The sequence below is a fragment of the Variovorax sp. P1_H12_2 genome (genome assembly GCF_056405335.1).
In genome coordinates this window covers 1-17,517 of sequence record NZ_JBFUCI010000096.1, presented here as the reverse complement: position 1 = coordinate 17,517, position 17,517 = coordinate 1, and the positions used below count along the sequence as shown (strand labels likewise).

The following is a 17,517-nucleotide window of genomic DNA, read 5'->3' as shown; positions in this document are numbered from 1 at the left end:
AAGAAGGGGTATCCTTTTAGCTCCAGAACGGCAAAACACTGGATGAATGCACAGATGTCAGCGACGTTCATGGGGTAGCGCTACTCTCCGGACCAACGGCCAATCCATTGCACAATTCCCCATCGAAATCACTGCCACAAGGAGCAATTTCTAATGCCGATGCAGACGCTGCAAGACGGGGATGATTCGTTCGAGGTCTCGGTGCACGAAGCCGCCTCAGGTTCTCCGGTGGTTCTTTTCGCGGTGGGATCGGGTGGTCAGCCAGAACGTCTCTCCACGCTTCTGGACGCACTGGCTGAGTCTGGTTGCATGGTCGTTGCACCACATTTCGAGCGGCTTGCCTCGACTACCCCAAGAGAGGAAGAGCTAACTCTCCGGGCAAGACGCCTCTCCCTCGCACTCGACGCATTCGTTGAGCCCTCCGCAAAAGCGATAGGCGTGGGGCATTCGATTGGTGCGGCCACCCTCCTCGCCATGGCGGGAGCTCAAATGTGGTTAGGGCCGGGTCGGCGCGTCAGCGTCGCACCGGACAGCCGCCTGGTTCGTCTAGCCCTCTTGGCGCCACCAACCGGATTCTTCCAGGCTCTGGCAGCGCTTGATGCGGTGCGAATTCCAGTTTTGGCGTGGGTGGGTTCGGTGGATAGCATTACCCCTCCAGCGCAAACCGAATGGCTGGCGCGTGCCATGCGCGATTGGAACACTGTGGATGTCCGCGTGACAAAAGGAGCCGGCCATTTCTCGTTTATGGACATTCCCCCGCCGCACGCAACGGAGCCACTGCTCAACAAGCACGCGTTTCTCCAAGAGTATTCGAGCGAGATCTGCAAGTTCGTGGTTGGCTAGGGTCTTACGAGTCGTTCGACTGGATCACATCCGCATAGGTCACAGGGGCCGTGACTACCGCCTGCTGCAACAGCCGATAGAACGGCATGCCGCGTGAGCCCGAGGTTTGGCGGTTGAAGCGGAAGACGAATTCATCGAGGTAGGCGTCCAAGTGTTCGGGCTGCACCGAGCCGTGGTGTGTCCCCAGAATCCAGCGCTTGACCAAGGCTGCCACACGGTGGACACCAGCCATCGAGACGTGTGCAGGCACATCCGAGCCGAGCATTACCGTGCGCTGATGGTCGTAGCCCAAATCCTTCAACGGCGTGTAGGCGCCCGCACCATCGGTGCGCACCTGGGCGCCGGGCTCGATGCTCTCCTGAATGAACGGGATCAGGTACTGCGCCGACGCCTTGGGAATGCGCCGCAGCCGGATGCGGCCGAACCCCTTGGGCTCCAGCAGTTCGACGGCCACTGCGACCAGCAACTTCGAGGTACTGCGCTTGCGCCCAGTCTTGATGGGTGGATCTTCGCGGTCGGTCAGCGCCATATAGGTCTCATCGACCTCGACCACGCCCTTGAGCCGATCCCGACCGGGGCGAACCATCGCGCGCCGGAACCGATGCAGCATCGTCCAGGCCGTTTGGTAGCTGCCCAGGCCGAGCACGCGCTGTAGGCCCAAAGCGCTGACGCCTTGCTTCTGGTTGGTCAGATACCAGGCTGCAGCCAGCCATACACGCAGCGGCGTGCGGGTCTTGTCGAAGATCGTGCCGGCAGTCACCGTCGTCTGGTGCTGGCAGGCACGGCACATCAGGCGGGTGCGGCTGGCGCGGTATGCCTCGCCAATGCTGCCGCACTTCGGGCAGACGAACCCATCACCCCAGCGCAGCCGTTCCAGATAGGCGAGGCAGTCGTCCTCGGTGGAAAACCAGTCGAGGAATTCATTCCAGGTCTGGGGGTAGTCCTTACCCGCTGTCGGCGCTAATATCTGTACATCCATCCAGTATTTTTGCAGTTGCTGGAGCTAAGAGGATACCCCTTATAAAAAGGCAGTCATTCGATCCATCATGGGCCTTCCTTCCCTCGACTCTTTTTCCTCTTCCGCGCGCCACAAGATGTGGCGCGGGGATGAGCTGGGCGTGGCCGACGCGCAGGTCGTCGGCACCGGCCATGCCACGCTCGATGCGCAACTGCCCGGGGGCGGCTGGCCGGTCGGGGCGATGACCGAACTGCTGCAGTCTTCTCCCGAGGCGCATTCGTGGCAGCTGCTGCTGCCTGCGCTCGCACAAGCCGTGCAGGGAGGCACCGGCCCGGTGGTGCTGATCGGTGCGCCCCACGAGCCTTTCGGGCCCTCGCTGGCGGCGGGCGGCCTGCCGGTCGAGTCGCTGTTGTGGATCCGCAGCGAGGCGTCGGCCGCGCGGCTCTGGGCCTGCGAACAGGCGCTGCGCTGCGCCGACGTTGCTGCCGTGCTGGCATGGCTGCCGCAGGCGCGGGTGGGCGAGTTGCGGCGGCTGCAATTGGCGGCGGCGCAGCACGAGTCGCTGCTGTTCGTGTTCCGGCCCGCGTCGGCGGCTGCGTCGGCCTCGCCGGCACGCCTGCGGCTGCAACTGGTCACCTGCGAGGACGACCGTGCGCAGATCGACGTCCACATCCTCAAGCGCCGCGGCCCGCCGCTGGCTTCGCCGATCCAACTGCCGGCACGCAGCGACCGCATGACGGCGCTGCTCGCCGCAAGCCAGTTGCGGCGCAAGCTGCGTCGTCAGCAGGAGAGCGCGGCGCAGGCGCCGGCAGGTGCCAAGGTGGTGCGCCTCGAATTCCATCAGGAACAACGACATGCACTGGATCGCATTGCGATGGCAGCCTGAACTGGCCCCCACGCTCCCCACTTCGTATGGTTCGCTGCCCCCCGAGGGGGCCGCAGACCGCCTTGGGGCGGCCCGGCGCCGGTCTGACCCCGAGGCCGAGGTGCAGCCGCCGTCCGCCGAGGCGCTCGGCTGGTGGGCCCTGCAGTTCACGCCGCGCGTCGCCTGGGTCGATGAAGCGCTGCTGCTCGAGGTGTCGGCTTGCGAGCGCTTGTGGGGCGGGCGGCTCGGCCTGATGCGCCAGATCGTGCACCTCAATCCTGCGGCGCCGGTGCGCGTGCGGCAGGCCCAGGGCGCGACCAGCCTGGTGGCGCTCGCGCGGCTGCGGATGTTCGCGTGCGGCCGGCAGCCTCCGGCCGAGCTGCCCGGGGGCTTGCCGCTCGACACGCTGAGCGCCGCGTGCGATCACCTCGACGTGCTGGCGCACCTCGGCTGCCGCACCTGGGGTGAGGTGGCGGCGCTGCCGCGCGGCGGCCTCACGCGCCGCTTCGGCAAGGAACTGCGCGCGGCGCTCGATGAGGCGTGGGGCTTGCGTCCCGAAAGCCATCGCTGGCTCACGCTGCCCGATGTGTTCGAGCAGAAGCTGGAGCTGCCGGCGCTGGCCGAGGGCGCCAGCGAACTCATGTGGTCGGCCAACCGCCTGCTCGCGGCGCTGCAGATCTGGCTGCGCGCGCGGCAGCGCGGCGCGGTGTCGCTCGAGCTGCAATGGACGCTCGACCTCAAGCGCTTCAATGGCGTCGACCTGCCGCCGCACCAGCAGATCACGGTCCGCACGGCCGAACCGACGCAGGACATGGCGCACCTGCGCCGCCTGATGGCCGAGCGGCTGGCGCTCACGACCCTGGCGGCGCCGGCGAGCTGGCTGCGCCTGCGCACGCTCGAAACCACGCCCTGGGCCGGCGCGAGCACGAGCTTCCTGCCCGAGGACAACCGCAAGGGCGACAAGCTGCACGAGCTGGTCGAGCGGCTCAGTGCCCGGCTCGGGGCGCAGCAGGTGCTGGTGTCCGCGGCGCAGGCCGATCACCGGGCGGAGCGCATGCAGGCGTGGCAACCGGCCTTGCAAAGGAAGACGGCCACGCCGCCATCGCCATCGCAGCAGCAGCCTGATGCGCTCTACCCCGCATGGCTGCTGCCCGTACCCCTGCGCCTCGAGATGGATGGCGAGCGCCCCTGCTACCGGGGGCCGCTGCGCAAACTGATCGGCCCCCAGCGGGTGGAGGCCGGCTGGTGGGGCGGCGTGCAGGATGGCGGCCGGCCCGCGGTGCGGGACTACTACGTCGCGGAGAGTCCCGAGGCCGGCCTGGTGTGGATCTTCCGCGAGCGTCCGAGCACCTGCTTCTCAGAGGGCGAGGTGCGCTGGTATCTGCAAGGCCTTTATGCCTGAACTCAGCGACAAGAAGATCCGTTCGCTCACGCTCGGCGAAGTGCATCCGCTCCCGCGGCGCGATGCGCCGATGCCGGGCCTGCCGGACTATGCCGAGCTGCATTGCGTCACGAACTTCAGCTTCCAGCGCGGCGCCTCCACGCCCGAAGAAATGGTCGAGCGCGCCTACCAGCTCGGCTACGCGGCGCTCGCGATCACCGACGAGTGCTCGGTGGCCGGCGTGGTGCGCGCCTATGTCGGGTTGCGCGATCTCCCGGCCAAGCTCGACGCCTATGAGCTCGAGCATCCCGAGGAGCCAACGATCCTGCGCAACCCGGATTTCCGGCTGCTGTTCGGCAGCGAGTTCCGCTTCGAGCGCTTCCGGCTGGTGGTCATCGCCAATGACCTCGAAGGCTGGGGCAACCTCTGCGAGTTCATCACTGCGGCGCGCACCACCGAGTTGCCCAAGGGCGAGTACCGCGTGAGCTGGGCGCACAGCGACGTGGCCTCGCTGCAGCACTGCCAGATTCTCTTCGTGCCGGATCGAAAGCGCGGCGAGGCGGTCGATGCCGACGCGCTGCACGACGACCTGATGGCCGCCAAGGCGCTGTTCGAAGGCAGCCTCTGGCTGGCCCTGGAGATGCTCAACGAACTCGACGACGACCTCTGGTTCGTCACGCTGTTCGAAGCGGGCCAGCGTGCCGGCGTGCCGCTCGTGGCGGCCGGCGACGTCCACATGCATTCGCGCAAGCGCAAGCCGCTGCATGACGTGCTGACCGCGGTGCGCGAGGGAAAAACCGTGGCCGAATGCGGCTTTGCATTGCAGTCCAATGCCGAGCGTTATTTGCGGCCGCGCGTGCGGCTGGCCGGACTCTATGCGAACGACATGATCGCGAACACCCTCGCAGTGGCCGATCGCTGCCGCTTCGATCCCAAGGTGATCCGCGAGAACTACAAGTACCCGCTCGAGAGCGTGGGTTGCAACGAGACACCGGCGCAGACGCTGGCACGAAAGACCTGGGAAGGCGCGCTCGAGCGATACCCGCTCGAAAGGTATGCCTCGGGCATTCCCGAGGGCGTGTGCCGGCAGGTCCGGCGCGAACTCGATCTGATTCATGAACTCGGGTACGAGATGTTCTTCCTGACGGTGGAAGACATCGTGCGTTTCGCGAAGCAGGAAAAAATCCTTTGCCAGGGCCGCGGCTCCTCGGCCAATTCGGCGGTCTGCTACTGCCTCGGCATCACCGCGATCGATCCCGACACGGGCAACCTGCTGTTCGAGCGCTTCCTGAGCCGCCACCGCAACGAGCCGCCCGACATCGACGTCGACTTCGAGCACCAGCGGCGCGAGGAGGTCATCCAGTACATCTACACGAAGTACGGCCGCGAGCGGGCCGCCATCGCCGCGGTCGTGATCTGCTACCGCGCGCGCAGCGCACTGCGCGACGTCGGCAAGGCGCTTGGCATCGATGCGCGGCTGGTCGACGAATTCGCCAAGGACCATTACTGGTTCGACGAGACCGTGCTGGGCGAGCAGTTGCAGGCGGCGTCCGAGCGCGTGGGCGTGCAGGAGGACGAACTCAAGCTGCGCCAGTGGATCGATCTCACGCGCGCCCTCAAGGGTTTTCCACGCCACCTGAGCCAGCACGTCGGCGGCTTCGTGCTCACCCACACCCGGCTCACGCGGCTGGTGCCGGTCGAGAAGGCGTCGATGAAGGACCGCTCCGTCATCCAGTGGGAAAAGGACGACCTCGAAGCCATGGGCATGCTCAAGGTCGACGTGCTCGCGCTGGGCATGCTCAGCGCCATCCGCCGCAGCCTCGATCTCATGAACTGCTGGCGCGGCACCGCGCTGCAGATGCACCAGATCCCCTACAACGACTCGCAGGTGTTCGACATGATCTGCGACGCCGACACCGTCGGTGTGTTCCAGATCGAGAGCCGGGCTCAGATGTCGATGCTGCCGCGGCTCAAGCCGCGCACCTACGCAGACCTGGTGATCGAGGTCGCGATCGTTCGCCCCGGGCCCATTCAGGGCGGCATGGTGCATCCCTATCTGAAGCAGCGCGAGCGCTTGAACCAGGGGCTTGAGATCCGCTACGAGAAAGAGGAACTGCGGCCTGCGCTGGAGCGCACGCTGGGCGTGCCGATCTTCCAGGAGCAGGTGATGCAGATCGCCATGATCGCGGCCGACTTCACGGCCGACGAGGCCGACCAGCTGCGCCGTGCCATGGCCGCCTGGAAGCGCAAGGGCGGCCTCGAGAAGTTCCACGACAAGCTCGTGAAGGGCATGACCGGCAAGGGGTATCCCGCCGCCTTTGCCGAAGCGATCTTCAAGCAGATCCTCGGTTTCGGCGACTACGGCTTTCCCGAAAGCCATGCGGCCAGCTTTGCGCTGCTGGTCTGCGTCAGCGCCTGGCTCAAGCGCCACGAGCCCGCCTGCTTCCTGGCCGCGCTGCTCGATGCCCAGCCGATGGGCTTCTACAGCCCTTCGCAGCTCGTTCAGGATGCGCGGCGCCATGGCGTCGAGGTGCGGCCGGTCGATGTCATGGCGAGCGACCTCGACAGCACGCTCGAAGCGCGCGCGCCCGATGCGCCGCGRGCACCGCCCGGCACCGAGGCGCGCCATGCCGAACGCCTGGGCAACGCGAACCCGCCCGCCGTGCGCCTGGGCCTGCGCCGCGTGTCAAGCCTCGGCGAGGCCGGCGCCAAGCGGCTGCTCGCCGCGCGCGCCCAGTCGCCTTTCAGCAGCACCGAAGACCTGGCGCTGCGCGCCGAACTCGACGGCAAGGACATGGCCGCGCTGGCCGCGGCCGATGCATTGATGTCGCTCTCGGGCCATCGCCGCCAGCAGGTGTGGGATGCGACCGCGCAGCGCCGGGCGCCCGCCTTGCTCAAGGGCGTGCCGATCGACGAGCCCGCATTGCAATTGCCCGCCGCCCCCGAGGGCGAGGAGATCGTCGGCGACTACGCCTCGCTCGGCCTCACGCTGCGCCGCCATCCGCTCGCGCTGCTGCGCTCGCGGCTGGCCCGCATGAACCTGATGAGCGCGGAGCAGTTGCGCCCGCTGCCCAGCGGCCGGACCGTGCGGGCCTGCGGCATCGTCAAGGGGCGCCAGCGGCCGCAGACCGCCAACGGCACCATCTTCGTCACGCTCGAGGACGAGACCGGCAACGTCAACGTGATCGTCTGGAACCACGTGGTCGAGGCCTGGCGCGAGCCGCTGCTCAAGGCGCAGCTGCTGGCGGTGCAGGGCACCTGGCAGCGCGACGTCGACAGCGGCGGCGAGGTGCGCCACCTGGTGGCGACCGGCTTCAGGGACCTCACGCCGCTGCTCGGGCGGCTGGCGGAAAGCAACAAGAGCCGGGACTTCCATTAGGGCCTGTGGGCGCGATGTCCGGAAGTCGCGTGGCCCGGCCGCTCCTGCGCCGTCACCGTCCGCGTGATGAGCCGGCCTTCCCGCAGCAGCGACGCCTCCACGGGCCGCCCGATGCGGTCCGCGCCCAGCAGCCGCAGCAGGTCGTCCGCGCCCGCCACCGCCACGTCGTCCAGCGCGACGAGGATGTCGCCTACGCGCAGGCCCGCGAGGTCCGCCGCGCCGCCGGCCTGCACCTCGCCGATGCGCACGGCATGGGCACCCGAATGAATCGCCAGTGCCACGCGCCGCGACAGCGGCACCGTCTGCGCCGCGATGCCCAGATGCGCGCGCCGCACGCGGCCATGCGCGATGAACTCGCCGATCACGAAACGCGCCGTGTTGCTGGACACCGCGAACGCGAGTCCCTGGGCGCCGGCGATCATGGCCGTGTTGATGCCCACCACCTGTCCCGATGCGGCCACGAGCGCGCCGCCGGAATTGCCCGGATTGAGCGCCGCATCGGTCTGGATCACGTCGTCGATCAGGTGCCCGCTCTGCGAGCGCAGCGAACGGCCCAGCGCCGAGACGATGCCGGCCGTGATGGTCGATTCGAAGCCCAGCGGATTGCCGATGCCCACGACCAGATGGCCGCGCTTGAGCCGCTTCGAGTCGCCCAGCTTCGCGGTGGCGGCGCCGCGCGGAAGCGCCACGCGCAGCAGCGCGAGATCGGTGGCGGGATCGTCGCCGAGCACCTCGGCTTCGCTGTCGCCGGCGTCCGCCAGCCCGATGCGCACCCGGCGCGCACCGCCGACGACGTGGCTGTTGGTCAGCACCAGCCCGTCGCCCGCGATCACCACGCCCGAGCCGAGTCCGCCGCGCCGGCCGGCCGTGCCGCCCTGCACGCGCACGACGGCCGGGCCGACGCTGTCGGCCACCGCCGCGACCGCGTGCGAATAGGCGTCGATCAGCGCTTCCTGGGTCGGCTCGCAGTCGCTGCTGTCGGTGGAAGTCGGTGCGTTCTGGTCGAGCATGTGGGCCTCAAAGATGGATGACACCCTGCCGGACCGCCTGCGCCACCGCATCCGTGCGGCCGGTGGCATCCAGCTTGTCGAGCAGCGAGCCGACGTGAAACTTGGCGGTGTGGACCGAAATTCCCAAGCGCCGCGCGATGACCTTGTTCGATGCGCCTTCGGCCATCAGGGCCAGGACTTCGAGTTCCCGCCGTGTCAGCGCCATGTCGGCGTCGGCGGCGGCCATCGGCTCCGCAGGCACCACGACGACGTCGGCCGGCTCGCCTCGCCGTGCCACGCGCAGCCCGGGCATGTCCGCCAGCGACGCGACGAGCCGCTCCGACAACTCGGYGTCGGCGACATCGACCGCGATCACGATCGGCTCCGTGAGGCTCGTCCGGCTCAATCGGCGGGCCTTTCCCCGACAGTGACCTGCGCCTCGACCGGTTCGCCGGCACGCCTCAGCGACAATGTCACGACGGAACCGACGCTGGCCGGCCCCAGCGCGCGCAGCAGCATCTGCACGCTGCGCACCGGCTCGCCGTCCCAGGCCAGGATCACATCGCCCTGGCGCAGTCCGGCCGTCGCGGCCGGTCCGTCGCGGTCGAGGCCCATGACCATCGCGCCGATGCCCTCGGGCTCGACTTTCACCGGCTGGAGGCCCAGGCCCAAGTAGCCTCGCGGCACCCGGCCGTGGGCGGCCAGTTGCGCGGCCACGCGATCGATCGTCGCGCCCGGGATCACGAGCACGCGCCGCCGCGGACCGAAGACGCTCATGCCGATGGCCCGGCCCCGCGCATCCAGCGCCAGGCCGCCTTCGGCGATGCGCCGGATCGTCAGCCCGAGTTCGATCCGCGCGTCGATCTCGCCGCCGCGCAGGCTGCGCCACGCGGGGGCCGACAGCGAGACCACCCCCGCCGCCGCGACCGGTGTTCCGGCGAAGGATCCGACCGCCAGCGCGATGGACCCGGCGCGCACCGGGGCCGCGTCGAAGGCGATCGGCGGGGGCGCGGTGCCGTCCATGCGCAGCAGGGCGATGTCGGTGCCGGCATCCCGCCCGACCAGCGTGGCCCGCGCGCTGGCGCCGCCCGGCAGGACCACCGTCACGTCGGCGGCGTCGTCAGGCAGCGACTCCTCGCAGGTGGCGATCAGCCCGTCGCGCCAGGCAAACCCGCTCGAGCGCGAACGCCCGGCGTGCACGGCAACCACGCTGGCGGATGCAGCGGCCACCGCCTCGGCCATTGCCGTGGACAGGTGTTCGAGAGATGACGAGATCGTGTCGGCCATGGGGACTCCTTAGATGGCTTCATTGTGGGAAGCCACAAGGGCCGGCGCTACTGCCCGGATGGGCAGGGCTGTCCCGCACGGATGCGTTTCGAGGCGCTTCCATTCATTGATGTTTTCACCGCATCAATGCAACACCTCGTTTTCATCGAAGCAAGAGCGGCATCGCCCTAGCATTCATGCACGAGGTGGCAGTCATGATCCCGGACTTTCAAGGTACGAGCTTCGAAGGCGACGGCGAGGGCGTCGATCCGATCGCCGAGTTCTTCGCGCGCGGCGCCGAGGACAGGTATTGCGGCTGGGACCTGTTCGCCAATGCCGCTCATTGGGCGAGCGTCTCGGCCGGTATCGCGCTGATGATGGCGGCCGGCCTGGGGTTGTTCTAGGGTGCGTGCCCAGCGAGGGGAGGAGGTCATGGGGCGGTGCGGGGAGGGGCGTGCGGCGCAGCGCAGTGAGACAAAACGCCTGGACGCAGCGCGGGCTTCGTCCTGTGCCGGCTTTTCGCTAACCTAGCGCGATGACCTCCTTCGCCTTGCAGGGCGCCGGTGCCGGCGCGCCCATCGGACCGCCGCCGCCCGCGCCCGATCTGCCGACACCGCCACCTCCGACACCACCACCGGCGCCCGCGGTGGACCCCCCGCCCACGGATCCGCCGCGGGTCGAACCCGGCGCACCGGCGCCGGTCGCCGATCCGCCGCCCGGCGCCTTGGCGCCCGGCCGGCTGCATGCGCGGCGGCTGCGGGAGATCCATCGCTCGGCGGGCTGGCCGTGCGGCGACGCCATCGAGGTCGACCTGCTGGCCGCGGGGCTGCTCGCGCGCGTGCGGTCGGCGCAGGGCCATGAGACCCTGCGCCTGACCGATGCGGGCATCGCGCAGCTCGCGCGCACGCTGGTCGTCAACCGGGCCGCGATGTCGCGGCACGAAGCGCTGGTCGAACAGGTCGCGCGCGAGATGACGCGCGCCGGTCGCCTGGCCTGGCGCGGCCTGAGCCTGCGGGCCCGGCTGCCCGGTGCGGCCGAGGGCGACAAGCCGCGCTGGTGCGTGGCCCGGCCCGATGTCTTCTCGATTCGCAACACCAGCGTCGAGGCCTACGCGCAGCCGATCGTGCACGAGGTCAAGGTCAACCGCGCCGACCTGTTGAGCGATCTGCGCAAGCCCGACAAGCGGGCCGCCTATCTCGACCTCGGCGGCGAGTGCTGGTACGTGCTGGGCTGCGACGCCAAGGGGCGCCCGATCGGCGAGCCGGACGAGATCCCCTCGGAGTGCGGCGTGCTGGTCGCGCAGCAGGGGCGGCTGGTGGTGGCGCGTTCGGCCGTGCACCGTGCCTTGCCGCGGATGCCGTTCCCGGTCTGGATGGCGCTGGCCAAGGCGCAACCCGTGACGGGCTTCGACGACGACCTGCAGGACCTGCTGACCGGCTTCGATGAGTGAGCCGCCATCCGCCCGGCGCCGAGCGCTCGGCCGGCCCGGGCTCAGGCGCGCTCGGGCGCGTAGCGCAGCAGCCAGATCCACAGCGCCGCGGTGCCGCTCGTGAGTTCGCGCAGGAACGCCGGGTAGCCCAGCAAGTCGGCCAGGCGCACTTCCGCGCGCAGCACCACGCAGTCGGTTTGCAGGTCGTTTTCCAGGATGTTCGCGTGCCGGCGCACCAGTTCTTCCAGCGCGCGCACCGCCTGCGCCCGCGGCACCTGGGCGCGCACGAACATGAGGGGCTGCAGTGGCCTGCCGCCTTGGCGGTCGGGCACGCCGTGCACCTGGGGCGCGTCGAGCTTCACCGACGCGCCGTGCGCCTGCACGATGAACGCCACCGTCTGGTCCAGCGCGTCTTCGTGCGCGGCGCAGATCGTGATGCGGTCCTCGTCGTCCACCAGCAGGCAGCACTCCGGCTTGGCGAGCCATTCGAGCAGGCCGCTTCGCCTCAGCGCCGCCAGTGTCTCGGGGGCCGCGGCCAGCGACTGGCGCAGGGGGTAGCGCGCCAGTTCGTCTTCATCGAGGGCGCGCGGCGCGCTCGCTGCCGGAGGATCCGCCCAGTCAGGTCGTGTAGTCGCCATGAGCCTCTGGCTGGAAGAGGATCTCGGCCACCCGGGCGCCGCCTTCGTCACCGCCGGGCATCTGCCATTTCGCGGTGGCGCCGGCTCGCAGGCCGATCAGGCCGGTGCCGACCGGCGACAGTACCGAGACGAAGCCGGCGGCGGGTGCGGCGTCGCGCGGATAGCAGAGCGTCAGCTCCTGGCGCTGCCCCGAATGGGCGTCGACGATCGAGAACTGCGAATACATCGTGATGACGTCTGGCGCGACGTCGCACGAGCGCACCACGTCGGTCGCGTCCAGCAGGTCCTCGAGTTCGGGAAGGGACTTCCCGTCGATCAGTTTGGCCAGGCGCACGTGATCGAGTTCGGTGAGCATGCGCTCACCGTGAATTTTTGCAGGCATGAAGCACTCCAGTCGAATGYGACYGGCCCCGATGAGTGGGGCGGCCGCGACAGCGCGGGGCAGAGGCCCGGCGATCGATGGTTTGCGCTAGAAGGGAGAAAGAGGGGATCGCCGGGCTGAGGAGTCTGCGGCCGGCTCGCGCGGTTCCAGCAGCGTCGCCCCGTTGCCGAATGCGGGCGTGCGAAGGCCTGCCGCAAAAGCGGAAGGCGCTGCGGCGCGGCAGTCGGCGGGATGGGGGACCGGGAAGACCATGGGGAGGATTGTAGGCGGCGACGGGCGGTTGGGGCGCGGGAACTCGCAGCGGTGGTCGCGTGGATGCGCGCAGTCGTTCACGAACCGGCACTCAGCGTGGCGCCGCGCTGGTGCTCGATCGTGTGTTCGATGGCCTTCCGGATCCGCTGGAAAACCTTCGGGTTGCTGAATGCCTCCACCGAGGCGCGAACGGCGTCGGCGGGCGGCAGCAGCGAGCGATCGTCGACCAAAGCCTGGATGCGGGCGGTCAGCGCGGCGTTGTTGCCCACCGGGTAGAGCCAGCCGTTGTGTCCCGTCCGGATGATGTCCGAGGGGCCGGACGAACAGTCGCTGCTGATGCAGGGGATGCCGCGCGCCATCGCTTCGATCAGCACCATCGGAAAGCCTTCGAAGGCGGAGCACAGGACGAGGAGATCGGCCTCGTCGAGCGCAGCCCAGGGATCCGGTTGCCAGCCCGACCATTCGATGCGTTCGGCGATGCCCAGTTCGACCGCGAGCGCTTTCAACTGGGGGCCGTCGCTGTCGTGGAAGCCGGCCCCGACCAGTTGCAGCCGCCAGTCTCCCCGAACCTCGGCGAGCGCGCGCAGCAGGTCGTCGGTGCGCTTCTGTTCGCCCACCATGAGACGGCCGATGTGGGTGATCCGCAGCGGACCTCGCTTCGAGCGCGCGACCCCTGCGACCGATTCCATCCGCGTGCCGTTGTTGACCAGATGGACGCTGTCGGGCCGGACGCCGTCGAGCGCAGAGATCGACTCCGCGATCTGGCGGCTGATGCAGATATGGCCGTGCGCGTGCCGAAACAGGCGCGTCTGCTGCTTGAGCACGTTCGAGAAATGCACCCAGGCCATGACGGGCCGCTTCAGACCGGCCAGCGCGAGCGCCACTCTGACCAGCGCAATGGTCGAGCCATAGATCACGACCACCGCGTCGGGCGGATGCTGTCGGCAGGCGCGGATCACCGCGGGCAGGCCCCGGAACATCTGTCGCTTGAGCGAGGTCGACCCGTTCTCGATTTCGCTGTAGGCCAGATCCTGGTGCCAACTGCCGTCGACCGTGCTGGCGCACAGGGCAAGAACCCGGACGTGATCCCCATTGGCCCGGGCTTCCTCGGCCAGCGTTCGCACGCAGGTTTCGATGCCCCCTCGGCCGGACAGGGTGCCGACAACGACAAGAATTTCCATGCGCTAATTCCGATCCATTTCCGTATGTATGTGCCGATTCGGGCGACTTTTCATACCTTGTGCGAGGTGCAGGATTCTTGCACCGTCGGGGCCGTCCATCACTGGGACGAGGCAGCTTGCTGCATCGAGAAGCGCCGTGACGACGGTCCCTGGCGGCCGCGGTGCAAGAAGACCCGGTGAGGCCTCGCGCTTCATTGAATCAGGGCGCACGCCTGACTCTCCTCGGTTGGCTACTTGTTGCCTTTTCATTCTGTATCTTGGTGATGCGGCAAGTAAAGAGAAAGTTGTCTTTATCCAGCGCACGCCTCTCGGTTGCGGCCACCGGAGAGGTCGTGCAGTCGGGCACGTGCGACCCATGTGCCGCGCGCGTCCAACAGCGGATCGCGTCCGYGACGAAGGCGCAGGCGTCCCTTCATGGATCGACGGCCGCCAGTTCAGGGGGCTGGCGGCGCGGACGTCGATGAACATGGACCTATACTGCGGGCTGTCGTCGGGAGCACGCGAATGCGCTCGATGGGTGGGGCCGGCGTGGTTTCCAAGAATCCTGCGCCAGAACCGCCAAAAAACTCGTTGTACATCAACGGGTTGCCAGATGCGGGTGTAGTTCAATGGCAGAACGGCAGCTTCCCAAGMTTCATACGAGGGTTCGATTCCCTTCACCCGCTCCATCCGCACCCAAGCCCGTCCCGTATCCGCCGCATCGCCGTGCCGACGGCTTGGCTTCCGGCAGAATGCCGCGATGAAAAAATCAGCGGTCGAGGGGAGCCTTCTTCTCGTCGACGACGACCCCACCATCATCCAGCTGTTGAGCCGGATGCTTTCGAACTACCCGACCATCCGCTTCGCGACCAGCGGTGTCGATGCGCTGCGGCTTTGCAAAGAGGCGACGCCCGACCTGATCCTGCTCGATGCGCAGATGGGCGACATGAGCGGCCTGCAGGTTTGCGAGGCCCTCAAGGCCGACGTTGCGCTGGCCGATGTGCCGGTCATCTTCGTGAGCAGTCACCAGGAGTCCGCGCTCGAGGTGGCGGTGCTCGAGATGGGCGCGGTCGATTTCATCCGCAAGCCTTTCGACGCGCCGCAGGTGCTGGCGCGCGTCGGCACCCAGCTGAAGCTCAAGCGCCTGGCCGACGATCTGCGCCGGCTCTCCAGGATCGATGCGGCAACCGGGCTCGGCAACGACAGCGCGCATGCGGAGCAACTGCAGCGCGAGATCCTGCGCGCGGCCGAGGCCGCCGGGCCCGTCGCGCTGGTGCTGCTCGAGCTGGATTTCTTCGGTTCCTATGAAGCGCTCTACGACCGCAAGGCTGCGGAGGCCTGTCTCGCCGCGGTCGCCGACGCCCTGCGGCGCAGCATCCGCCGGCCCGGCGATTTCGCGGCGCGCCTCGGGCGCGACCGCTTCGCGCTGATCCTCGCGGACACGGCGGCCGACGATGCGCTCCATGTCGCCAATCGGGCGCTGCGGGCCGTGGAGGCGCTGGACATCGCTCACCAGGGATCCGCCGTTTCGCGCCATGTGACCTGCAGCGCCGGCGTCGCCTGCCTCGATGCYGCCGTGCCTGGCGAGCCCGACGCACCGGCCGCGGACGATCGGCGCGCGGCGCTCGAACGTGCCGCCGAAGCGGGCCTGGCCCAGGCGCTGCAGGCCGGTCGGGCCCAGGCGGGCCTGGCGATCCCCGCGTTTGCCCAGGCGGGGACGGACGCGGTCGGCGAGGCCGATTGAGCATTTCCACGTCGCTGCGGGCGTCCGCGCGTTCGCTGGTGTGGCTGGCCCTCGGCCTCGGCGCGGCCGCCGGCGCCGCATTCCTGCAAGTCGGCTACAACGAGTCGCTGGCACGCTCGCGCTTCGACGCCTTGTCGCGGCGGGCCGTCGATCAGGTGGCCGCGCGCATGCACGCGTTCGAATCCGGACTGCGCGGTGCGCGCGGTGCGGTGATCGCCGCCGGCGGGGATGCCGGCATCACGCGGCTGCGCTTCGCGCAATACAGCGCGTCGCAGGACATCGAGCGCGAGTTCCCCGGCTCGAACGGCTTCGGCTTCATTCGCCGCGTGCCGGTCGACCAGGAGGCCGCATTCGTCGCCGCCGCCCGGCTCGACGGCAAGCCCGATTTCCGGGTCCACCAGCTCGGGCCCAATGACGGCGAGCGTTACGTCATCCAGTACTTCGAGCCCTCCGATTCCAGCATTCCCGCGATCGGACTCGACATGGCCTCCGACCCGCGCCGGCGCGCCGCGGCCGAGCGCGCCATGACGACCGGCGAGATCGTGATGTCGGCGCCGATCACGCTGCTGCGGCGCGGCGATGCGCCAAAGTCCGTGCTGCTGCTGCTGCCGGTCTACCAGGTCGAATCGCAACTCGCGGCGCTGAAGCAGCGCCACCGCCGGTCGGCGCCCACGCGCGGGACGCGCGCCGAGACGATCGGCTGGATCTACACGCCGCTGGTCCTCGACGAGGTGCTGAAGGGGTTCGACTTCCAGGACGGCCAGTTCGCCATGGCGCTGGCCGATGCGGGGGACGACGGCAGGCCCGATCGTTTCTTCGTGTCGCCGCAGGTCCCGGCCGCCGGCGCCGGTGGGCTGCGCAACGTGCTGCCGCTGGCGCTCTACGGGCGCACCTGGCAGGTGGAGATCGTCGCCAAGCCGCTGTTCCTGAAGCAGCTCAACCTTCGCAGTCCCTGGGCGGTGTTCCTGATCGGCGCGACGCTGGCGACGCTCTTGGCGCTGCTGTCCTTCATCGAGCAGATGACCCAGCGCCGCAAGCGGCGCGAGAGCGAGCAACGCTCGCGGCTGGCCGCGATCGTGGCCAGTTCCAACGACGCCATCATCGGCTGCGCGCTGGACGGCAAGATCACCGAATGGAATGACGCGGCGGGCAAGATCTTCGGCTACTCCGCCGACCAGGCGCTTGCGCACCCCACCCAGGCCCTGCTGATGCCGCCGGAGTACCGGGAAGAGGAAGAGTCGCTGCTGCGGCACGTCGCCGAAGGCCGATCGGTCGCCGCCTTCGAAACCTTCCGGCGGCACCGCGACGGCTCGCCGGTGGCAGTTTCGGTGGCGGCCGCCCCGATCCGGTCGGCCGACGGCCGGGTGGTGGGCGTGGCGCAGACCGTGCGCGACATCACGCACGAGAAGGCGACCAAGGCGCACATCCTCGAACTGAACGCCACGCTCGAGCAGCAGGTGAGCGAGCGCACGGCGCAACTGGTGGCCCTGTCGACGCGCGAGCGGGCGATCCTGGCCCATGCGGCGAGCGCCATCATCGCGACCGATGTCGACGGCGTGGTCAGGCTGTTCAATCCCGCCGCCGAGGCCTTGCTGGGCTACGCGGCGGCCGAGGTCGTGGACCGGGCGGAGATGATCCGTTTTCACGACGCGGCCGAAGTCCATGCCCGCGCCGAGGCGCTCGGCGCCGAGCTGGGCCGCCCGCTCGAGGTCGGCGAGGTCTTCGCCCGCGCGCCGGACGCTGCCCGCGGGCATCCCGGCGAGTGGACCTACGTGCGCAAGGACGGCAGCCGCGTCGCGGTGCACCTGAGCGTGAGCCCGCTGCGCGACGCCGGGAACGCGGTGATCGGCTTCATCGCGATCGGCTCCGACCTGTCGGAGCGCAAACTGGCCGAAGAAAAGCTGCGCAGCAACGAGCGCTTCATGCGCATCGTCACCGACAACATCCCGGGGATCGTCGCCTACTGGACGCTCGACATGCGCTGCACCTTCGCCAACAGTGCCTACCGGCGCTGGCGGGGGCTTGCGCCCGAACAGATGATCGGCACCACGCAGCGGGAACTGCTGGGCCCCGAGCAGTTCCGCATCAACGAGCCCTACATCCGCGCGGCCCTCGCCGGCAAGGGCCAGCGTGTGATGCGCACCCGCGTGCTGGCCGACGGATCGACGGCGCACTACTGGCTGCACTACATTCCCGATCGCGACGAGCAGGGCGTCGTGCAGGGCTACATC

The 17,517-nt window shown here is 68.9% G+C and carries 15 protein-coding genes and 1 tRNA gene; 9 read left to right on the top strand and 7 right to left on the bottom strand.

Annotated features, from left to right (window positions below; translation table 11 throughout):
• Positions 1 to 153 precede the first annotated feature (153 nt).
• The gene (locus AC1D2K_RS12340) at positions 154 to 843 is read left to right on the top strand and encodes an alpha/beta hydrolase family protein (RefSeq protein ID WP_478089123.1); all 690 of its coding nucleotides are present in this window, start codon (positions 154 to 156) and stop codon (positions 841 to 843) included.
• A gap of 4 nt (positions 844 to 847) precedes the next feature.
• Here the strand turns inward: AC1D2K_RS12340 and AC1D2K_RS12335 are convergent, their stop codons facing one another.
• Positions 848 to 1,822 carry an IS1595 family transposase gene (locus AC1D2K_RS12335; protein ID WP_478089122.1) on the bottom strand — a complete coding sequence of 325 codons (975 nt, stop codon included), beginning with the start codon at positions 1,820 to 1,822 and terminating at the stop codon, positions 848 to 850.
• Between the two features lie 67 nt (positions 1,823 to 1,889).
• Here AC1D2K_RS12335 and imuA point away from each other — a divergent pair, with 67 nt between their 5' ends.
• From imuA to AC1D2K_RS12320, 3 genes are read left to right on the top strand one after another with little or no spacing between them, the layout of a single operon-like run.
• Entirely contained in the window at positions 1,890 to 2,687 is a 798-nt protein-coding gene (gene imuA, locus AC1D2K_RS12330; RefSeq protein WP_478089121.1) for a translesion DNA synthesis-associated protein ImuA, read from the top strand.
• Positions 2,656 to 4,068 carry a Y-family DNA polymerase gene (locus AC1D2K_RS12325; protein ID WP_478089120.1) on the top strand — a complete coding sequence of 471 codons (1,413 nt, stop codon included), beginning with the start codon at positions 2,656 to 2,658 and terminating at the stop codon, positions 4,066 to 4,068. Before imuA ends, AC1D2K_RS12325 begins: the two co-directional genes overlap by 32 nt.
• The gene (locus AC1D2K_RS12320; RefSeq protein WP_478089119.1) at positions 4,061 to 7,426 is read left to right on the top strand and encodes an error-prone DNA polymerase; all 3,366 of its coding nucleotides are present in this window, start codon (positions 4,061 to 4,063) and stop codon (positions 7,424 to 7,426) included. The genes AC1D2K_RS12325 and AC1D2K_RS12320 overlap by 8 nt, the downstream gene beginning before the upstream one ends.
• Here AC1D2K_RS12320 and AC1D2K_RS12315 read toward each other — a convergent pair.
• From AC1D2K_RS12315 to AC1D2K_RS12305, 3 genes are read right to left on the bottom strand one after another with little or no spacing between them, the layout of a single operon-like run.
• Positions 7,423 to 8,436: a S1C family serine protease gene (locus AC1D2K_RS12315; RefSeq protein ID WP_478089118.1), complete on the bottom strand. Its 1,014-nt coding sequence runs from the start codon at positions 8,434 to 8,436 to the stop codon at positions 7,423 to 7,425. The genes AC1D2K_RS12320 and AC1D2K_RS12315 overlap by 4 nt on opposite strands.
• A gap of 7 nt (positions 8,437 to 8,443) precedes the next feature.
• On the bottom strand, positions 8,444 to 8,821 hold the full coding sequence (locus AC1D2K_RS12310) for a response regulator transcription factor (protein ID WP_478089117.1): 378 nt from the start codon (positions 8,819 to 8,821) through the stop codon (positions 8,444 to 8,446).
• Positions 8,818 to 9,702: a S1C family serine protease gene (locus tag AC1D2K_RS12305; RefSeq protein ID WP_478089116.1), complete on the bottom strand. Its 885-nt coding sequence runs from the start codon at positions 9,700 to 9,702 to the stop codon at positions 8,818 to 8,820. The genes AC1D2K_RS12310 and AC1D2K_RS12305 overlap by 4 nt, the downstream gene beginning before the upstream one ends.
• Before the next feature lie 194 nt (positions 9,703 to 9,896).
• Between AC1D2K_RS12305 and AC1D2K_RS12300 the strand changes: the two genes are divergently transcribed.
• Both AC1D2K_RS12300 and AC1D2K_RS12295 read left to right on the top strand, forming a co-directional pair.
• The gene (locus tag AC1D2K_RS12300) at positions 9,897 to 10,085 is read left to right on the top strand and encodes a hypothetical protein (protein ID WP_478089115.1); all 189 of its coding nucleotides are present in this window, start codon (positions 9,897 to 9,899) and stop codon (positions 10,083 to 10,085) included.
• A 131-nt stretch (positions 10,086 to 10,216) separates the two neighbouring features.
• Positions 10,217 to 11,131, top strand: a complete 915-nt coding sequence (locus AC1D2K_RS12295) for a hypothetical protein (protein ID WP_478089114.1) — start codon at positions 10,217 to 10,219, stop codon at positions 11,129 to 11,131.
• A gap of 41 nt (positions 11,132 to 11,172) precedes the next feature.
• On the opposite strand, the gene AC1D2K_RS12290 is transcribed toward AC1D2K_RS12295, so the two are convergent.
• From AC1D2K_RS12290 to AC1D2K_RS12280, 3 genes are all read right to left on the bottom strand, one after another.
• Positions 11,173 to 11,748 carry a hypothetical protein gene (locus tag AC1D2K_RS12290; RefSeq protein ID WP_478089113.1) on the bottom strand — a complete coding sequence of 192 codons (576 nt, stop codon included), beginning with the start codon at positions 11,746 to 11,748 and terminating at the stop codon, positions 11,173 to 11,175.
• Positions 11,729 to 12,130 carry a GreA/GreB family elongation factor gene (locus AC1D2K_RS12285; RefSeq protein ID WP_478089112.1) on the bottom strand — a complete coding sequence of 134 codons (402 nt, stop codon included), beginning with the start codon at positions 12,128 to 12,130 and terminating at the stop codon, positions 11,729 to 11,731. Before AC1D2K_RS12285 ends, AC1D2K_RS12290 begins: the two co-directional genes overlap by 20 nt.
• Positions 12,131 to 12,459: 329 nt before the next feature.
• Complete coding sequence (locus AC1D2K_RS12280; protein ID WP_478089111.1) at positions 12,460 to 13,563, bottom strand: glycosyltransferase; 1,104 nt, start codon at positions 13,561 to 13,563, stop codon at positions 12,460 to 12,462.
• Between the two features lie 594 nt (positions 13,564 to 14,157).
• Between AC1D2K_RS12280 and AC1D2K_RS12275 the strand changes: the two genes are divergently transcribed.
• The 3 genes from AC1D2K_RS12275 to AC1D2K_RS12265 all read left to right on the top strand — a co-directional run.
• Positions 14,158 to 14,231: transfer RNA gene (locus AC1D2K_RS12275), tRNA-Gly, on the top strand.
• A gap of 71 nt (positions 14,232 to 14,302) precedes the next feature.
• The gene (locus AC1D2K_RS12270; protein ID WP_478089110.1) at positions 14,303 to 15,286 is read left to right on the top strand and encodes a response regulator; all 984 of its coding nucleotides are present in this window, start codon (positions 14,303 to 14,305) and stop codon (positions 15,284 to 15,286) included.
• On the top strand, positions 15,283 to 17,517 hold a 2,235-nt coding region (locus tag AC1D2K_RS12265), incomplete at its 3' end, for a PAS domain S-box protein (RefSeq protein WP_478089109.1). The genes AC1D2K_RS12270 and AC1D2K_RS12265, both read left to right, overlap by 4 nt.